Consider the following 15706-nt stretch of genomic DNA (forward strand, 5'->3'; position numbering starts at 1 on the left):
AATTGTGCATCATATTGAACTGTATGTCTCTGATTTGGAGGCGTCTAGGCGGTTTTGGGGATGGTTCTTAAAAGAACTTGGCTATAAAGAGTATCAAAAATGGAGCTCAGGCATCAGCTGGAAGAAAGATCGTTTTTACCTAGTGATTGTGCAGGCGAAAGAGCCTTTTTTAGAGCCGGAATACCATAGATGCCGAGTCGGGCTGAATCATCTTGCATTTCACGCTGAATCCAAGCTTCAAGTCGATTTGATGACCGAAAAACTCACGGCAAAAGGCTATCGTGTGTTGTATCGAGACAGGCATCCTTTTGCCGGAGGAGACGGGCATTATGCAGTCTTTTGTGAGGATCCAGACCGGATTAAGGTAGAGCTCGTTGCCCCAAGCTATTAATCGTGATCTTCGGACAGGCTGTTCAGCTTTTTCTCAATGCGATCCAGCTGCGCCTTTCGGTTTTTCGCATACTTGAAGCCTGTAACAGCCGCAAAGACGACAGCAGCAAATATAATAAATACAAACAGCTGAAACATCACATCACCTATATTCATGTTCTTCACCTCATGTTTGCGGGAGAGATTCATTCTCTTCCGTTTTTTATGTAAAGCGGCTTTTCCAGACGGGAACGGTGTTTTGTGGTCTCCATTTTCATTTGCCGATAGGCGAACGCTAAAAATGGCAGGCCGAGCAGGGTAATGCCGCTCAGGACAGAAAAAATATAAATCGGCCGGCCAGCGCCAAACAGGTCTATACATATCCCCCCGACCCAAGGGCCGATGACGTTTCCGAGCTGTGAAAAACCGATTGCCCCGAAATAAGTGCCTTTTAATCCTGGTTTTGCAATCTGGTCTACATACAAATCCATCATAGAGAATAAAAGCACTTCGCCGATTGTAAATGTGATGACAATCATCACAATTGAAGGAACACCGTGTGATACGGTAAAAATGGCCATGCTGATACTAACCATCACATTACCGAGCATAAGAGAACAAAGCGGCGAAAACCGTTTTGCAAAATGGACAATGGGAAATTGCGTCGCCAACACAACGATTGCGTTTAATGTCAGCATCAGCCCATACAGCTTCGTTCCATTGCCGATCAAGGGGTTCTGCGCCATATACTGAGGGAATGTGGAACTGAATTGTGAGTAGCCGAAGGTGCATAGCGTAATGCCGACCAAAGCAATGGTAAAAAGATAATCCTTTTGCGTGACCATAAACGCTTCCCGCACGCTCATATTTCGGGACTGGGCTGGTGCTGATAAGGGTGGATGTTTTTTAAATTGGAGGGCAAGCACAATTCCGTATAGTCCGTAAATGACTGCAGGCACCAAAAAGGGCGTAGTCGATTGCGATGAGCCGAAATATAGGCCAAGCACAGGTCCGAAGACAACGCCGATATTAATAGCCGCATAGCGTAAATTAAAAACTAGCAGTCTCGTTTTTTCTTCTGTCATATCAGACAGCAAGGCCTTTGAAGCGGGCTCAAACAGTGATTTGCAAAGACCGTTTAATGCGTTTACTACAAAAAACACCCAGAGATTAGATGCTGCCGCAAAGCCTGCAAATACCAGCATCCATCCGAAAATCGATACAAGCATCATGTTTTTTCTGCCGAATTTATCTGAGATATATCCGCCGTAAAAGCTTGCGAGGATGCCGACTGATGAGCTCGCGGCGATGACCAGCCCTGCATAGGAAGCTGATGCGCCTTGGACGGCTGTCAAATAAATCGCTAAAAAAGGAATGCTCATCGATGTTGCCATTCTGCCGAAAATGGTTCCGATTATAATTGTCCAGCTGATCGGGTGGATGTCTTTCCATTTCTTCATGAATTATATTCTCTCCTGTATGTATGATCTTTCTCTATCATATATGAAAAAATTTCCTTCTCCAATAGATCGTTCAAAATATTTCGTTATTGACATGTAGTATGCCTGATTGTATGGATGGCAATATACTATGCGTTGAGGATGCGTGTGGCTGACGGAGTTTACATCTTGAAATTGAAGAAGGAAAATGACGGGATGTCCGATGAAAAGCAAAGCGATTGGTCAGTGAGAGTGTGTTAGTTTAAGCCGCCAGAACGTGGATCATATCGGCAGTGAAACTGGATATGAGATCAAGATGTACGCTGAAAACCGGCATGGGCCGCATGACAGAACAAGAGAGCACATCTCTTCGAAAAAGTGTATACGCGTGATCATGGACAGCTTATTCCGTTTTGCGCGAGTTCTGAGGGGGAATTTTACGCCAGGCCATATGAATCTATGGAGCGTGAGAAAATCCTGCTTTTTCTGTAAGCCTGAGACTGTTTATTTGTTTCAGGCGGTGTTTTCAAAGGGAAGCCGCATCAGCGGCTGAAAGAACTGACAGTCATGCGTTTAAGAGAACAGGCCTTGGTTTGTGACATAGTCATAAATGATATCTTCTATATGCGCATGCAAATCCTCATCTGGTTCTTCATTCCGTCTCTCTTGTAGAGCCGCTTTCAGGCTTTGTTTTTCATACGGGCTTAACGGATCTATAGCAACGTTTCTGCCATATTGCCGCAATGCCTGTTCCATCATTTTTTCGACAAATTTCTCCATCATGACTCTCCTATCCTTATGCTTCGCTTTTATTCTACTAAATGTTTTTCTTCTCTCAAACCCTTGGATCATATTTTCTGTCAGACAAGAATCATTTACCAGTATAAAACGAACATACTTTCGCATATAATGAAAAACGAACATAAGTTCTTTTTAGAGGTGTGTATGATGAAAGAAAAAGTGATTTTTCTCGTTGACATGCAATCGTTTTATGCATCTGTAGAGAAAGCGGAAAATCCACATTTGAAAAATAAGCCCGTCATTGTTTCGGGTGACCCTGAAAAAAGGGGCGGAGTCGTATTGGCTGCCTGCCCGCTGGCGAAACAAAAGGGTGTGGTGAATGCTTCACGGCTGTGGGAGGCGCAGGAAAAGTGTCCTGAGGCTGTTGTGCTCCGGCCGCGTATGCAACGGTATATTGATGTATCACTGCAAATTACAGCCATTCTCGAGGAGTATACAGACCTTGTGGAGCCTTATTCTATCGATGAACAGTTCATGGACATTACAGGCAGCCAGAAGCTGTTTGGGACGCCGATGGAGATCGCGAAAAGCATTCAGAGCAGAATCATGCGGGAGATCGGCGTTTATGCACGGGTCGGAATCGGCCCTAACAAAGCGCTGGCCAAAATTGCGTGTGACAATTTTGCCAAAAAGAATAAGAACGGTATTTTTACCTTAACGAAAGAAAATATGAAAACCGAAATGTGGCCGCTCCCGGTGGGCAGCATGTTTGGCGTCGGGAGCCGCATGAAGCATCATTTAAATCGAATGGGCATCAGCACGATCGGCGGGCTCGCGGCTTTTCCGCTCGATCTTTTAAAAAAGAAATGGGGCATTAACGGCCACGTGCTGTGGATGACGGCAAACGGAATCGACTATTCCCCTGTGTCAACTTCGTCTCTGGACGGGCAAAAGGCGATAGGCCATGGAATGACTCTCCCGAGAGACTACGAACACTTTGACAAAGAAATCAAGGTCGTATTGCTTGAGCTGAGTGAAGAGGTGTGCAGGCGAAGCCGAAACGCCGGGGTCATGGGGCAGACAGTGTCAGTGAGCTGCCGGGGTGCTGATTTTGATTGGCCGACGGGCTTCAACCGGCAAGTGAAGCTGGCAGAGCCGACTAATTCTACGCAGGATGTATATGAGGCTGTACGACGGCTGTTTCTTACATTTTGGGACGGGAAACCCGTCCGCCGCCTCGGTGTCAATCTGTCTCAGCTCTCATCTGATGACATATGGCAGCTCAATTTATTTCAGGATTATGCAAAGAAAATGAGCCTAGGCTATGTGATGGATGGCATTAAAAATCGATTCGGCGATACAGCAATCATCAGGGCGGCGTCACTGACAGCGGCAGGCCAGGCATTTGAACGTGCGGCTAAAATAGGGGGGCATTATAAATGAACGACCATTTAAAAAGGGGCAACCTGCTGTGGGAAGGGAGCAGGATGTTTCTGCCGGAACATAAGCAAAGCCTGCTGGAGAGAAAGCGGCTTAAACAAAAGCTGCAGAAGCCGATCCTTGATCCCGATAAGCTGGAAGAGATGAATCAAACGCTTTGCGCCGCGATGGAGTTCGCTCAGGATATCACTGTGAGCTGCTTTCAGGACGGTGAAATTGTCCGCTGCACCGGGAAAATCTGCCGGTATGAAGAGTTTGAAAAAGCAGTATGGATAAAAGGAGACGAGGATCAGCTTTATAAGCTGAAACTTGATCAAGTGCTTGATATTGTGCTGTAAAGTCTCTCCTCCTGTTTGGGGGAGAAATAGGCGTAAAATGATCAAACATTGTTCCCTCGGCAGTCTGGAAACGTATGATACAGGAAAGAAGGCATTTACAATTCCAGCCAGGCAAAATATAATTTTTATATTGTGAGAAAAAGAGCTGACATTCGTTTTGCCAGACGGAGGGAGATCAAATCGTAATGGATATTCGAACAATCACGTCTTCAGATTATGAAATGGTAACGTCTGTACTGAATGAATGGTGGGGCGGCAGACAGCTGAAAGAAAAATTGCCGAGACTATTTTTTGAGCATTTTCAGGACACAAGCTTTATTACATCCGAACATAACAGCATGACGGGATTTTTAATCGGATTTCAATCGCAATCCGATCCTGAAACGGCGTACATTCATTTTTCCGGTGTGCATCCGGATTTCAGAAAAATGCAAATTGGGAAACAATTGTATGATGTATTTATCGAAACAGTAAAACAAAGGGGCTGCACCCGGGTAAAGTGCGTCACTTCACCTGTGAATAAGGTATCAATCGCATATCACACAAAATTGGGGTTTGATATTGAAAAGGGCACCAAAACGGTAAATGGCATCTCAGTGTTTGCAAACTATGATGGCCCGGGCCAAGACAGGGTACTGTTTGTCAAAAACATATGAGGGGGAAATATGATGGATTTTTTATCAAAAACACCTGAGCCTCCTTACTATGCAGTCATTTTTTCTTCTGTCAAAAGCGAAAATGACACAGGATATGGAGAAACAGCGGAGCGGATGGTATCGCTTGCGGCGGATCAGCCTGGATTTTTAGGCGTGGAAAGCGTACGTGAAGCGGATGGAAGGGGCATCACAGTTTCCTATTGGGACAGTATGGACGCAATTAACCATTGGAAGCATCACACTGAACATCAAGCGGCAAAAGAAAAAGGAAAAAGCCTTTGGTACGAGTCGTATGCAGTCCGCGTCGCAAAAGTCGACAGACAGCGGCTGTTTCAGGAGGAACACGAATGATTGAATTTCTCCAGCATAAGGAAGACACTATAGCGCGTGAGATTTTAGCCGTACAGATCCCCGCCTACATAAAGGAAACAGAGATTATTGGTTTTGACGGTATTCCCGCTTTACAAGAGAAGGTGAAGGATATTCAAGCATCCCATGAACGGTTTGCGGGATATCGGGAAAACGGCAAGCTGATCGGTGTCATTTCATATGAGAAAAACATGCATCATCTCACCATTTGCAGGCTTGTTGTGCATCCTGACGGTTTCAGAAAAGGAATTGGACGAGCACTTCTGCAATTTGTCATTGATCATAATGAAGACGCTGAGAGAATCGAAGTAGTCACAGCCGAGAACAATATCCCGGCCGTGTCACTCTATACACAGGCCGGATTCCAAAAGGCAGAAACCGTCAAAGCAGCGCAGGGTCTATTGCTGTCGGTCTTTCATTTGTATCCGAAAAGAAAAGTTGAGGTCATTCTCTACAACGAAAAATGGGCAGAATGTTTCGATGAAGAAAAAGAACGGCTGAAGCTGGTGTTCGGGCCGGAGATTATCGCTGTTCATCACATCGGAAGCACATCGATACCGAACATGGCAGCGAAGCCAATCATTGATATGTTAATTGAAGTCAGAAGCATTGAAGCCGTGAGCCAATTTGATGAACAAATGAAGGCTAACGGCTATATACCAAAAGGTGAGAACGGCATAGCGGGCAGGCGTTATTTCCAAAAGGGCGGAAATAAACGCACTCATCATGTCCATATGTACGAACAGGGAAACCCTGCTATTGAAAGGCATCTGTTATTCAGAGATTATCTCAGAGCTCATCCAAACATAGCGAAAGAATATGCCGTTCTCAAAAAACGGCTGGCGGCCCAGCATCCTGACAGCATCAATCAGTACATACAAGGGAAAGATGAGTGGATCAAGACTGCAGAAGAAAATGCGAAGCGGTGGAAAAAAGGCAGAAACAATGCGAATGGCAGTGTTGTATGCTACAATAGCGAAAATGATGAAAACGGGGGTTTCACCTTATGAACATACATGTGACAGATGCAGCAAAACAGGCACTGCAGCAGGCGTTTGACGCCAACCCGGGAAAAAAAGCCCAGCTTCGTTACGATGCAGAAGGATGCGGCTGCGCGGTAAGCGGTGTCCCCACAATCTGGCTGGCAGAAGAATTAACGGGACAGTGCGAGCAGCTGGAAACGAACGGCATTCCGCTGTATATCCAATCGTCACAAAAAGTGTTTTTTGACGATCAAATGACGATCGATTACAATGAAAAAGCCAAAACATTGGCGCTGAAAAGCCCGGCTGAAATGCTCAGCCCCAGAATGAGCATATTAGTAAAGTAGGAGACGCGAAACGTGGAACAAAAGCTGAAGGCAATGAAGAACACAGCACAAAATAAAACGTGGGTATCCTTCCTGAATCAAAACCATCCCTATACCTTGCTTCACTGGTCAATTGGAGGAGCAGAGTCCATCAAGAAAGATGTCTGGCTATTGCAGGATGAAATGACCTTCGAGACGCAGGAGTTTACAACGATAGATCTTGCGATTGAATGGATCAGAGAAAATATGGATGGCATTACCGACGTTCTGTAACATAAAAAAGCGAAAGAGCCGAAGAGGCCTTTCGCTTTTTTATTCTGTTGAATCATTCATGTTGTCTAAAAACTCCTGCACTGTTTTTCGGTACGTATCCCGATTTTTGGTATATGACATGGCGTGTTCACCGTTCTCGGCAATGTACAGCGCTTTCGGCCCGCGTTTCTTTTCATAAAGCCGCTCGGTCGAAGAAACAGGAATGTAGTCATCATCCTTACTGTGAATAAAGAGGACCGGCTTTTCGATTTTATCAATGACAGCAAGCGGAGATACTTCGCGTGCGCGATAGTCGCCCCTCAGCTTCAAAAAGAAGTCGGCGATAGGGAGCAGGGGCCAAGACGGGAGCCTGTATTCCGCTCTCAGCCGGTAGGCAAGCTGTTCATCAAAACATGCGAACGGACAATCAGCAATATAAAAATCAGCGCCATCGCTGCAGTGTGCACCAGCATAAAGCAGGGCGGTCACAGCTCCCATCGACTCACCGTGAATTCCGATCAATCCGCGATGATTTGTTTTGTTTTTGAGCCAGCTGACAACCTTATTGAGATCATCCTTTTCGTAAAACCCGTAGCTGGTCGTCTTTCCGCCGCTTTGGCCATGCCGGCGATGGTCATAAATGAGCACATTCCAGCCGAGATCTAGAAATAAATGCATATACTTAAGAGAATTCAGTACATTCATCGTCACCCCGTGGCAGATGATGATGGTATTTGGTGTGTCATGCGGTGCGACATGGTATCCTTTTATGTCGTACCCGTAAGCGGAGGGTATCACAAAAGCGGTTTTCTCCATTTGTTCAAATGATTCAAACACATCATGTCCGTTGTCTGTCTCTCTTTTGATAATGTCTTCATCCGTTTTTTTCTTGATGAATAGAATCATATTTGAAAAAACAATTCCGATTGCGATGACAGCTGTTACGAGAGCGCCAATGGCCAAAAGGATTTTCTTCAAAAGTCACAGCACCTTTCAACTAAATATAGGTAATTCGTGTTTGAAATCATTATACCTAAACACTGCTCCGCTGAGAAAGTGACCAGAAGAGAGTCTGCTTGTTCAGTGTATATGCTCCGTGATAAACTGTCTTCAAAACAAAACATGGGGGAAGTCTGAATGAAAAAACAAAAATCCGCTGACAAACACCAGCTAAAAGACGGCCTTCAATCCGATATCAAAGCAAAGCTTATGGAGATGAAGAGCCAATTGAAGGAAGAGGATGAAAAGAGGCAGGAAAGAGAAAAAGCAGAACAGATCAGAAAGAAAAAAGAGATCGAAAAAAATAAGAGCTTTGAAGAACTCCTAAATGAAAGCCAAATGGATTGGCATCAATATAAATAAACCAGCACCTGTACGGGTGCTGGTTTTTCTGCTATGAGCGATGAGCTTTGTAAATGTCTTGTTTCGTATGAGATTGGAGCGCTTTGATTTCCTCTTCGGTTAAACGCCGTGCATTTGCTGCCTGAATATTTTCCCGTAACTGCTCAATCTTACTGGCGCCTGTAATCACTGAAGCGACAGCCGGCTGTGCTAGCAGATACTGCAGCGACTTTTCTGTCATGGAAAGATCGGGAGCCACTTCCTCCATTGCCTTGCGGGCATTAGTCAGTTCCTCGAATGAATAGGACAAGTACCCGTTTTGTTTCATGCTGTCTGAAGCTTGATCAAGCGGTTTTTCAGTTAAGAGCCCTTTGGCAACAGGACCTCTGGCGACTACGCTGATTTGATGTTCCTCTAAAAGCGGGAGCCATTCCTCAGGGCGTCTGTCAAACAGGCTGAATTGCATCATAATGCTGACGATGTTTGATTTTTTTACATATTCTTTAATCACATTCGGGCGGATGGAAGAAATGCCGTAGTAGCGGATGACACCTTCTTGTTTTAATTCCTCAAACGCTTCAATCGTTTCATCAATGTTGTCCTCTATCGTGCCGCCGTGAAGCTGATAAAGGTCGATATAATCTGTTTTCAGACGTGTAAGGCTCTTTTTTACCGCCTCTTTTATGTAAGCTTTTGAAGGGTCCCAATACCAGCCCTCGCTTCCGTCATCCCAACGGTTTCCCGCTTTTGTTGCCAGAATAATATCCTGGCGTCTGTTTTGGATCGCATCACCGACAATTTCTTCGTTGCGTCCCCGGTCATACAAATCCGCTGTGTCCAAATAGTTGATGCCGAGCTCGATCGCTTCATCCAGAATGGACAATGCTTTGTTTTTTTCAGTTCCAAGAGACATACAGCCGAGTCCTACTTCACTAATGTCTAAATCAGATGTACCCAATTTGCGCTTTCTCATGTGCACACTCCTTTCTTAGGCTTTGTATTGACCGTAATATAAAGGAGCTAAAGTTTCAACTTTTATGGCTTTGAGATCCAATCTTTAACATATTGAAATGTGCGTCCATACTCTTTTAACTTCGCCCGAATTTCCCATGCTTTTCCGACTAAGACAACACCTTTTGGCATGCGGTTCACTTTCACGAAGAAGCCCCCTTTTGCTCTAGTATGATAAAATGTATGGGGCATCATATAGAGACAGAACGGGAGATGAAGAAATGAAATCATTAGAAGAAAAAACAATTGCCAAAGAACAGATCTTTTCGGGTAAAGTCATTGATCTTTATGTCGAGGATGTAGAGCTGCCGAACGGCAAAGCCAGTAAACGTGAAATTGTGAAACACCCTGGAGCAGTAGCGGTACTAGCCGTCACAGATGAAGGGAAAATCATCATGGTCAAACAATTCCGTAAGCCGCTTGAGCGAACGATCGTTGAAATTCCGGCCGGTAAGCTTGAAAAAGGTGAGGAGCCGGAGTATACGGCACTTCGGGAACTTGAAGAGGAAACCGGTTATACAGCAAAAAAACTGACAAAAATAACTGCGTTTTATACATCACCCGGATTTGCAGATGAAATTGTTCACGTTTTTCTTGCTGAGGAGCTTTCTGTGCTTGAAGAAAAACGGGAGCTTGATGAGGACGAGTTTGTTGAAGTGATGGAGGTGACGCTTGAAGATGCGCTAAAGCTGGTTGAATCGCGTGAAGTATACGATGCTAAAACAGCCTACGCGATTCAGTATCTTCAGCTGAAAGAAGCGCTCCAAGCACAAAAATGAAAAAGATTTACGCGGATTTGCACATTCATATCGGCCAGACCTTTACAGGAAGGGCTGTCAAAATAACAGGCGCCAAAACATTAACACTGGACAGAATTTTGGTTGAAGCCAGTGAACATAAAGGAATTGAACTCCTCGGCATTATCGACTGTCATTCTCCGGAAGTCATTCTAGAGCTTGAGGAAGGCATTTCATCTGGAAAATATCGCGAGCTTGACGGGGGAGGAATCCGTTATCGCAGCACGACTCTTTTATTGGGGAGCGAGCTGGAGATTTATGATGAAGCCTGCAGCGGACCGATCCATGTGCTCGTATTTATGCCGACGTTGGCTGCTATGAAACAGTTTTCAAACTGGCTGTCAGCCCGGCTGAAAAATATTCATTTAAGCTCGCAGCGGATTTATGAAACGGGCTTAAACCTGCAAAAAAAAGTGCAGGATATGGGCGGCCTGTTTATCCCCGCTCATATCTTTACGCCGCATAAAAGCTTATATGGAAAAGGGGTTAAATCAAGCTTAACTGAGGTTTTTGATCCATCTATGATAGACGCGGTGGAGCTTGGATTAAGCTGTGATACAGTCATGGCATCACACGTATCTGAATTGAATCCGTATCCTTTTTTAACAAATTCTGATGCGCATTCGTTGGGGAAAATCGGCAGAGAATATAATGAACTATATGTGCAGTCAGCTGATTTTACTGAATTTGCTCTTGCATTAAAGGGACAAGATGACAGGAAAATTATCGCAAATTACGGCTTGGACCCGTTATTGGGGAAATATTATCAGACGGCTTGCGAAGCATGCGGAGAGCCTGCTGTAAGCGGGGAAACAGCGTGCGCGAATTGCGGAAATGCCAGATTTACCAAGGGAGTCAGCGAAAGATTGCATGAACTGAGTGATCAGCTTGAAGTTCGCGTCCCGCGTCCGCGATATGTACATCAGATCCCGCTGCAATTTGTTCCGGGTGTAGGCCCGAAAACGCTGGACAAACTAAAAAAAGCCTTCGGAACAGAAATGGCTGTTCTTCATGAGGCTGCAGAAGAAGATTTGGCTCGCGTTGTCCCGCCGAAAACCGCGGCGCTTATCGTAAAAGCGAGATCCGGAAAATTGGAATTGAAAGCCGGAGGAGGAGGAACCTACGGTAAAATTAAACCGTGAGCTAAAGATTAACTCAGTTCCTCCTGTACTTTTCTTTTTGTGCGTATAAAGGTAATCAGCTGGATGATTTCATCTTCACTCAGCGGCTGGCCATCAACAGAAATGGTAAAGTCAAGGCTGCTCCACGTGGCCAATTCTATGGCCTGAGGAGCAGTCTGCTTTTGTTTCTCGCGGCCTAAAAGTTCATCGCAGGTTGTGTCAAAGAGGTCAGCCAGCATGGCAAGCGCTTCAAGTGAAGGCCGTCGGTAGCCTGACTCGTAGCCGGCATATGTGCTTTTTGCGATACCGAGAAGGTCAGCTGTATATTGAAGCGACCAATTTTTCTTTTTTCTCAATTCAGTTAAACGATCTAGATTCATGAACTTCCGCTCCTTTTTCACCTTGAGCTGATTATATCATATAGGTATTAGGAAGTGTACGCGAATTGAATAATAATGTCTTGCGTATTTTATTTTCCGTGTCTATAATTGCATTAAAAGTATGCGAAAAGCGAATACCTTCTCGCAACCCATCTTTAGATACAGTGAAGAGGTGCATGGTATGAAAAAATTATTGATGTTGACAACTGGGGGAACGATTGCTTCAGTTGAAGGGGAAAATGGGCTGGCTCCCGGAGTCAAGGCTGATGAATTATTAAGTTACGTATCAAAACTTGATAACGATTACACAATGGAAACTCAGTCGCTTATGAATATAGACAGCACCAATATGCAGCCTGAATACTGGGTGGAAATAGCGGAAGCCGTTAAGGAAAATTATGATGCCTATGACGGGTTTGTTATTACTCACGGTACAGATACAATGGCCTATACATCTGCCGCACTATCGTATATGCTGCAGCATGCCAAAAAGCCGATTGTCATCACCGGCTCGCAGATTCCGATCACGTTCCAAAAAACCGATGCCAAAAAAAATATTACAGATGCCATTCGATTTGCCTGTGAAGGCGTGGGCGGCGTTTATGTTGTGTTTGACGGCAGAGTCATTCAGGGAACGCGTGCGATCAAATTAAGAACGAAAAGCTACGACGCATTTGAAAGCATCAATTACCCATATATCGCTTTTATCAATGAAGACGGGATCGAATACAACAAACAAGTAACGGAACCTGAGAACGACACCTTCACAGTTGACACTTCACTATGTACAGATGTATGTCTGCTGAAGCTGCATCCAGGCTTAAAGCCCGAAATGTTTGATGCCCTGAAAAGCATGTACAAAGGAATTGTCATTGAGAGTTATGGCAGCGGAGGGGTGCCGTTTGAAGGCAGAGACATTTTGTCAAAAGTGAATGAGCTGATCGAAAGCGGCATTGTCGTGGTCATTACGACTCAATGTCTTGAAGAAGGCGAAGACATGAGCATTTACGAAGTTGGCCGCAGAGTCAACCAAGACTTAATTATCCGATCAAGAAATATGAACACAGAAGCAATTGTGCCAAAATTGATGTGGGCACTAGGTCAGTCTTCGGATCTTCCTGTCGTCAAGAGAATTATGGAAACGCCGATAGCTGATGACGTTGTCCTGTAAAATGTAAAAACGATAACCAGCAAAGAGAAAGAAGGTTAAAGATTATGTTAAACGGCCAAAAAGAATATCGCGTAGAAAAAGACTTCCTTGGGGAAAAACAAATTGAAGCAGATGTTTATTACGGAATTCAGACGCTCCGTGCTTCTGAAAATTTCCCGATCACAGGATACAAAATCCATGAGGAAATGATTAACGCACTGGCGATTGTGAAAAAAGCTGCGGCTCTTGCCAACATGGACGTGAAACGGCTGTATGAAGGAATTGGCCAAGCTATCGTACAAGCCGCTGACGAGATTCTCGAAGGCAAGTGGCACGATCAGTTTATCGTGGATCCGATTCAGGGCGGTGCCGGAACTTCTATGAACATGAACGCGAATGAGGTTATCGGAAACCGGGCGCTTGAAATCATGGGACATAAAAAGGGAGATTATATCCATTTAAGTCCAAACACACATGTGAACATGTCACAGTCTACGAACGATGTGTTTCCGACTGCTATTCATATTTCCACATTGAAGCTCTTAGAAAAACTGCTGAAAACAATGGAAGATATGCATAGCGTGTTTAAGCAAAAAGCACAGGAGTTTGACTCTGTTATTAAAATGGGCCGGACACACCTTCAAGATGCGGTTCCGATCCGTCTTGGCCAGGAATTCGAAGCTTACAGCCGTGTTCTCGAGCGTGATATCAAACGAATCAAGCAATCGCGCCAGCACCTATATGAAGTCAACATGGGCGCAACTGCTGTTGGTACAGGGCTGAACGCTGATCCTGAATATATCAAACAGGTAGTAAAGCACCTTGCTGATATTAGCGGGCTTCCTCTTGTCGGCGCTGACCATCTTGTTGATGCGACACAAAATACAGATGCCTATACAGAGGTATCAGCTTCATTAAAAGTCTGCATGATGAACATGTCGAAGATCGCAAACGACCTGCGCTTAATGGCGTCGGGACCGCGCGCCGGACTTGCGGAAATTTCTCTGCCTGCACGTCAGCCGGGTTCATCTATTATGCCGGGGAAAGTCAATCCGGTTATGGCGGAGCTGATCAACCAAATTGCGTTCCAGGTTATCGGAAACGACAATACAATCTGCCTTGCTTCAGAAGCCGGCCAGCTTGAGTTGAACGTCATGGAGCCCGTGCTTGTCTTTAATTTGCTTCAATCCATCAGCATCATGAACAACGGCTTCCGTTCGTTCACTGACAACTGCTTAAAAGGCATTGAAGCCAACGAAAAGCGGTTGAAGCAATACGTAGAAAAAAGCGCAGGCGTGATCACAGCTGTCAATCCGCATCTTGGATATGAAGCGGCTGCCAGAATTGCCCGGGAAGCGATTATGACAGGCCAATCAGTCCGTGACCTTTGTCTGCAGCATGATGTGCTGACTGAAGAAGAATTGGATATTATTTTAAACCCATATGAGATGACCAAACCAGGTATCGCAGGGAAAGAACTATTAGAAAAATAAAATTTGTATAAAATACAGCTTATTCATCTCCGAATAGTCGGATGAATAAGCTGTTTACAACATAGGGATGAGGAAGTATAGTATACGTGTTGCACTATATATTGAAAGCGTTTTAGCTTTTACATGAAGGGGGACTTCTTTTGAAGGATGTAAGATTGCCAACACTATTTGAAATTATTATTGTACTAGGAGTATTTTTAGCACTTGTTCTATCGTTTACAGTCTTTCTCGACTTGCCGATACAGCTGGCGCTTTTTGTTTCATGGTTTATTGCAATGCTTTTAGGTATAAGACTCGGTTATTCTTATAAAGATTTACAAAATGCGATTGTACATGGGATATCAAATGGCCTTGAAGCCGTACTGATTCTCGTTTCAGTTGGGGCGCTCATCGGAACATGGATTGCCGGAGGCGTTGTGCCGACTTTGATTTATTACGGACTGGAATTTATTCACCCAAGTATCTTTTTACTGGCAACGTTAATTATTTGTTCCATTATGTCTGTGGCAACAGGAACGTCATGGGGAACAGTCGGAACTGCTGGCATTGCCATGATCGCAATTGGAGAGGGTTTAGGCATTCCGCTTCCTCTAGTAGCGGGAGCTATTCTTTCAGGTGCTTATTTTGGGGACAAGCTGTCTCCGCTGTCTGACAGTACAGTTCTAGCTTCTTCACTATCAAAAGTCGATGTATTGGCTCACGTGAGAGCAATGCTCTATTTATCAATACCTGCTTATGTCATTACAGCTATACTCTTTACAGTTGTTGGATTTATGTACGGCGGGAAAAATATTGATCTTGATAAAGTTGAATTCTTAAAATCATCTTTGCAAAACACGTTTGACATTCATATTTGGATGCTGATCCCGGCAGTTCTCGTCATAGTCTTATTGGCGATGAAAAAGCCATCTATGCCGGTTATCGTAATTGGCGCTTTACTCGGTGCAATCTGGGCTGTTGTTTTCCAAGGAATGGATATTGCCCGTGCGATTGCAACTGCGTACAACGGCTTCTCTATTAAAACTGATGTTGAATTTTTGAACGGCTTGTTAAACCGCGGTGGAATTGTCGGTATGCTTGATTCTCTCGTCGTCATCATCTTTGGCCTTGGTTTTGGCGGTCTGCTTGAGAAACTCGGCGTGTTAAAAGTCATTGTTTCAACGTTTGAAAAGAAATTAACTTCAGCCGGCAATGTCACATTGTCTACACTGATCGTAGCGTTTTTAGCAAACATCTTCGGCTGTGCGATGTATGTATCTCTTATTTTGACTCCGAAAATTATGGAAGACAGCTATGATCGCTTACATCTGGACAGAAGAGTGTTATCACGTAACTCAGAGGTCGGGGGAACATTGACTTCGGGGATGGTTCCTTGGTCTGATAATGGGATTTACATGGCTGGTATTTTAGGTGTTTCTACCTTCTCTTATCTGCCGTTTATGTGGCTCAGTTTTGTAGCAATAGGTCTTGCAATTATCTATGGTTATACAGGAAAATTTA

General features: G+C 44.5%; 20 protein-coding genes and 1 pseudogene. 14 read left to right on the forward strand and 7 right to left on the reverse strand.

Annotated features, from left to right (window positions below; genetic code table 11):
- Window positions 1-4 precede the first annotated feature (4 nt).
- On the forward strand, window positions 5-391 hold the full coding sequence (locus RAC86_RS14270; protein WP_377885823.1) for a VOC family protein: 387 nt from the start codon (window positions 5-7) through the stop codon (window positions 389-391).
- Here the strand turns inward: RAC86_RS14270 and RAC86_RS14275 are convergent.
- The 3 genes from RAC86_RS14275 to RAC86_RS14285 all read right to left on the reverse strand — a co-directional run bounded on the left by RAC86_RS14275 (window position 388) and on the right by RAC86_RS14285 (window position 2588).
- Window positions 388-546: a hypothetical protein gene (locus tag RAC86_RS14275; protein WP_004398585.1), complete on the reverse strand. Its 159-nt coding sequence runs from the start codon at window positions 544-546 to the stop codon at window positions 388-390. The two genes, RAC86_RS14270 and RAC86_RS14275, sit on opposite strands and share 4 nt — an antisense overlap.
- A 29-nt stretch (window positions 547-575) precedes the next feature.
- The gene (locus RAC86_RS14280) at window positions 576-1829 is read right to left on the reverse strand and encodes an MDR family MFS transporter (RefSeq protein WP_095843812.1); all 1254 of its coding nucleotides are present in this window, start codon (window positions 1827-1829) and stop codon (window positions 576-578) included.
- A gap of 552 nt (window positions 1830-2381) precedes the next feature.
- A complete protein-coding gene (locus RAC86_RS14285) occupies window positions 2382-2588 on the reverse strand; it encodes a YqzH family protein (RefSeq protein ID WP_014477257.1) in 207 nt (68 codons plus the stop codon).
- A 165-nt stretch (window positions 2589-2753) separates the two neighbouring features.
- Here RAC86_RS14285 and RAC86_RS14290 point away from each other — a divergent pair, with 165 nt between their 5' ends.
- The 7 genes and pseudogenes from RAC86_RS14290 to RAC86_RS14320 all read left to right on the forward strand — a co-directional run bounded on the left by RAC86_RS14290 (window position 2754) and on the right by RAC86_RS14320 (window position 6934).
- Window positions 2754-3992: a DNA polymerase IV gene (locus RAC86_RS14290; RefSeq protein WP_072557092.1), complete on the forward strand. Its 1239-nt coding sequence runs from the start codon at window positions 2754-2756 to the stop codon at window positions 3990-3992.
- Complete coding sequence (locus tag RAC86_RS14295) at window positions 3989-4327, forward strand: YolD-like family protein (protein ID WP_014477255.1); 339 nt, start codon at window positions 3989-3991, stop codon at window positions 4325-4327. The genes RAC86_RS14290 and RAC86_RS14295 overlap by 4 nt, the downstream gene beginning before the upstream one ends.
- Window positions 4328-4512: 185 nt before the next feature.
- Window positions 4513-4983 (forward strand): GNAT family N-acetyltransferase, encoded by a 471-nt coding sequence (locus RAC86_RS14300; protein WP_004398668.1) that lies wholly within the window; start codon window positions 4513-4515, stop codon window positions 4981-4983.
- Window positions 4984-4992: 9 nt separating this feature from the next.
- Window positions 4993-5338: pseudogene (locus RAC86_RS14305) on the forward strand (antibiotic biosynthesis monooxygenase family protein).
- Window positions 5331-6362 carry a GNAT family N-acetyltransferase gene (locus RAC86_RS14310; RefSeq protein ID WP_339174813.1) on the forward strand — a complete coding sequence of 344 codons (1032 nt, stop codon included), beginning with the start codon at window positions 5331-5333 and terminating at the stop codon, window positions 6360-6362. The pseudogene RAC86_RS14305 and the gene RAC86_RS14310 overlap by 8 nt, the downstream one beginning before the upstream one ends.
- The gene (locus RAC86_RS14315) at window positions 6359-6682 is read left to right on the forward strand and encodes an iron-sulfur cluster biosynthesis family protein (RefSeq protein ID WP_003226552.1); all 324 of its coding nucleotides are present in this window, start codon (window positions 6359-6361) and stop codon (window positions 6680-6682) included. Before RAC86_RS14310 ends, RAC86_RS14315 begins: the two co-directional genes overlap by 4 nt.
- Window positions 6683-6694: 12 nt before the next feature.
- Entirely contained in the window at window positions 6695-6934 is a 240-nt protein-coding gene (locus tag RAC86_RS14320) for a YqkC family protein (RefSeq protein WP_003230411.1), read from the forward strand.
- Window positions 6935-6973: 39 nt separating this feature from the next.
- Here the strand turns inward: RAC86_RS14320 and RAC86_RS14325 are convergent, their stop codons facing one another.
- Complete coding sequence (locus RAC86_RS14325; RefSeq protein ID WP_088326401.1) at window positions 6974-7891, reverse strand: alpha/beta hydrolase; 918 nt, start codon at window positions 7889-7891, stop codon at window positions 6974-6976.
- A gap of 159 nt (window positions 7892-8050) precedes the next feature.
- Here RAC86_RS14325 and RAC86_RS14330 point away from each other — a divergent pair, with 159 nt between their 5' ends.
- Complete coding sequence (locus RAC86_RS14330) at window positions 8051-8275, forward strand: YqkE family protein (protein ID WP_003230416.1); 225 nt, start codon at window positions 8051-8053, stop codon at window positions 8273-8275.
- A gap of 31 nt (window positions 8276-8306) precedes the next feature.
- Here the strand turns inward: RAC86_RS14330 and RAC86_RS14335 are convergent, their stop codons facing one another.
- Both RAC86_RS14335 and mciZ read right to left on the reverse strand, forming a co-directional pair.
- The gene (locus RAC86_RS14335; RefSeq protein WP_015714213.1) at window positions 8307-9227 is read right to left on the reverse strand and encodes an aldo/keto reductase; all 921 of its coding nucleotides are present in this window, start codon (window positions 9225-9227) and stop codon (window positions 8307-8309) included.
- A gap of 62 nt (window positions 9228-9289) precedes the next feature.
- Entirely contained in the window at window positions 9290-9412 is a 123-nt protein-coding gene (gene mciZ, locus RAC86_RS14340) for a Z-ring formation inhibitor MciZ (RefSeq protein WP_339174808.1), read from the reverse strand.
- Between the two features lie 74 nt (window positions 9413-9486).
- On the opposite strand from mciZ, the gene nudF reads away from it, so the two are divergent.
- Window positions 9487-10044, forward strand: coding sequence for an ADP-ribose pyrophosphatase (nudF, locus tag RAC86_RS14345; protein WP_004398600.1), 558 nt, complete (start codon window positions 9487-9489; stop codon window positions 10042-10044).
- Window positions 10041-11204 carry a TIGR00375 family protein gene (locus RAC86_RS14350; protein WP_377885824.1) on the forward strand — a complete coding sequence of 388 codons (1164 nt, stop codon included), beginning with the start codon at window positions 10041-10043 and terminating at the stop codon, window positions 11202-11204. The genes nudF and RAC86_RS14350 overlap by 4 nt, the downstream gene beginning before the upstream one ends.
- 8 nt (window positions 11205-11212) lie before the next feature.
- Here the strand turns inward: RAC86_RS14350 and ansR are convergent, their stop codons facing one another.
- The gene (gene ansR / locus RAC86_RS14355; RefSeq protein ID WP_004399024.1) at window positions 11213-11563 is read right to left on the reverse strand and encodes an HTH-type transcriptional regulator AnsR; all 351 of its coding nucleotides are present in this window, start codon (window positions 11561-11563) and stop codon (window positions 11213-11215) included.
- A 181-nt stretch (window positions 11564-11744) separates the two neighbouring features.
- Between ansR and ansA the strand changes: the two genes are divergently transcribed.
- The 3 genes from ansA to mleN all read left to right on the forward strand — a co-directional run.
- Window positions 11745-12734 (forward strand): asparaginase, encoded by a 990-nt coding sequence (gene ansA / locus RAC86_RS14360; RefSeq protein WP_004399032.1) that lies wholly within the window; start codon window positions 11745-11747, stop codon window positions 12732-12734.
- 44 nt (window positions 12735-12778) lie between these two features.
- Window positions 12779-14206 carry an aspartate ammonia-lyase gene (gene aspA / locus RAC86_RS14365; RefSeq protein WP_014477246.1) on the forward strand — a complete coding sequence of 476 codons (1428 nt, stop codon included), beginning with the start codon at window positions 12779-12781 and terminating at the stop codon, window positions 14204-14206.
- A 140-nt stretch (window positions 14207-14346) separates the two neighbouring features.
- Window positions 14347-15706: malate-H+/Na+-lactate antiporter MleN (mleN, locus tag RAC86_RS14370; RefSeq protein WP_377885825.1), on the forward strand; the 1360-nt coding region annotated here is incomplete at its 3' end.

The sequence above is a fragment of the Bacillus sp. LR_5 genome, from assembly GCF_042709275.1.

Bases quoted from the DNA above. Each gene is read 5' to 3' on its own strand.
- RAC86_RS14275 (WP_004398585.1), bottom strand. From the start codon at position 546: ATGAATATAGGTGATGTGATGTTTCAGCTGTTTGTATTTATTATATTT.
- RAC86_RS14280 (WP_095843812.1), bottom strand. From the start codon at position 1,829: ATGAAGAAATGGAAAGACATCCACCCGATCAGCTGGACAATTATAATC.
- RAC86_RS14285 (WP_014477257.1), bottom strand. From the start codon at position 2,588: ATGGAGAAATTTGTCGAAAAAATGATGGAACAGGCATTGCGGCAATAT.
- RAC86_RS14290 (WP_072557092.1), top strand. From the start codon at position 2,754: ATGATGAAAGAAAAAGTGATTTTTCTCGTTGACATGCAATCGTTTTAT.
- RAC86_RS14295 (WP_014477255.1), top strand. From the start codon at position 3,989: ATGAACGACCATTTAAAAAGGGGCAACCTGCTGTGGGAAGGGAGCAGG.
- RAC86_RS14300 (WP_004398668.1), top strand. From the start codon at position 4,513: ATGGATATTCGAACAATCACGTCTTCAGATTATGAAATGGTAACGTCT.
- RAC86_RS14310 (WP_339174813.1), top strand. From the start codon at position 5,331: ATGATTGAATTTCTCCAGCATAAGGAAGACACTATAGCGCGTGAGATT.
- RAC86_RS14315 (WP_003226552.1), top strand. From the start codon at position 6,359: ATGAACATACATGTGACAGATGCAGCAAAACAGGCACTGCAGCAGGCG.
- RAC86_RS14330 (WP_003230416.1), top strand. From the start codon at position 8,051: ATGAAAAAACAAAAATCCGCTGACAAACACCAGCTAAAAGACGGCCTT.
- RAC86_RS14335 (WP_015714213.1), bottom strand. From the start codon at position 9,227: ATGAGAAAGCGCAAATTGGGTACATCTGATTTAGACATTAGTGAAGTA.
- nudF (WP_004398600.1), top strand. From the start codon at position 9,487: ATGAAATCATTAGAAGAAAAAACAATTGCCAAAGAACAGATCTTTTCG.
- RAC86_RS14350 (WP_377885824.1), top strand. From the start codon at position 10,041: ATGAAAAAGATTTACGCGGATTTGCACATTCATATCGGCCAGACCTTT.
- ansR (WP_004399024.1), bottom strand. From the start codon at position 11,563: ATGAATCTAGATCGTTTAACTGAATTGAGAAAAAAGAAAAATTGGTCG.
- ansA (WP_004399032.1), top strand. From the start codon at position 11,745: ATGAAAAAATTATTGATGTTGACAACTGGGGGAACGATTGCTTCAGTT.
- aspA (WP_014477246.1), top strand. From the start codon at position 12,779: ATGTTAAACGGCCAAAAAGAATATCGCGTAGAAAAAGACTTCCTTGGG.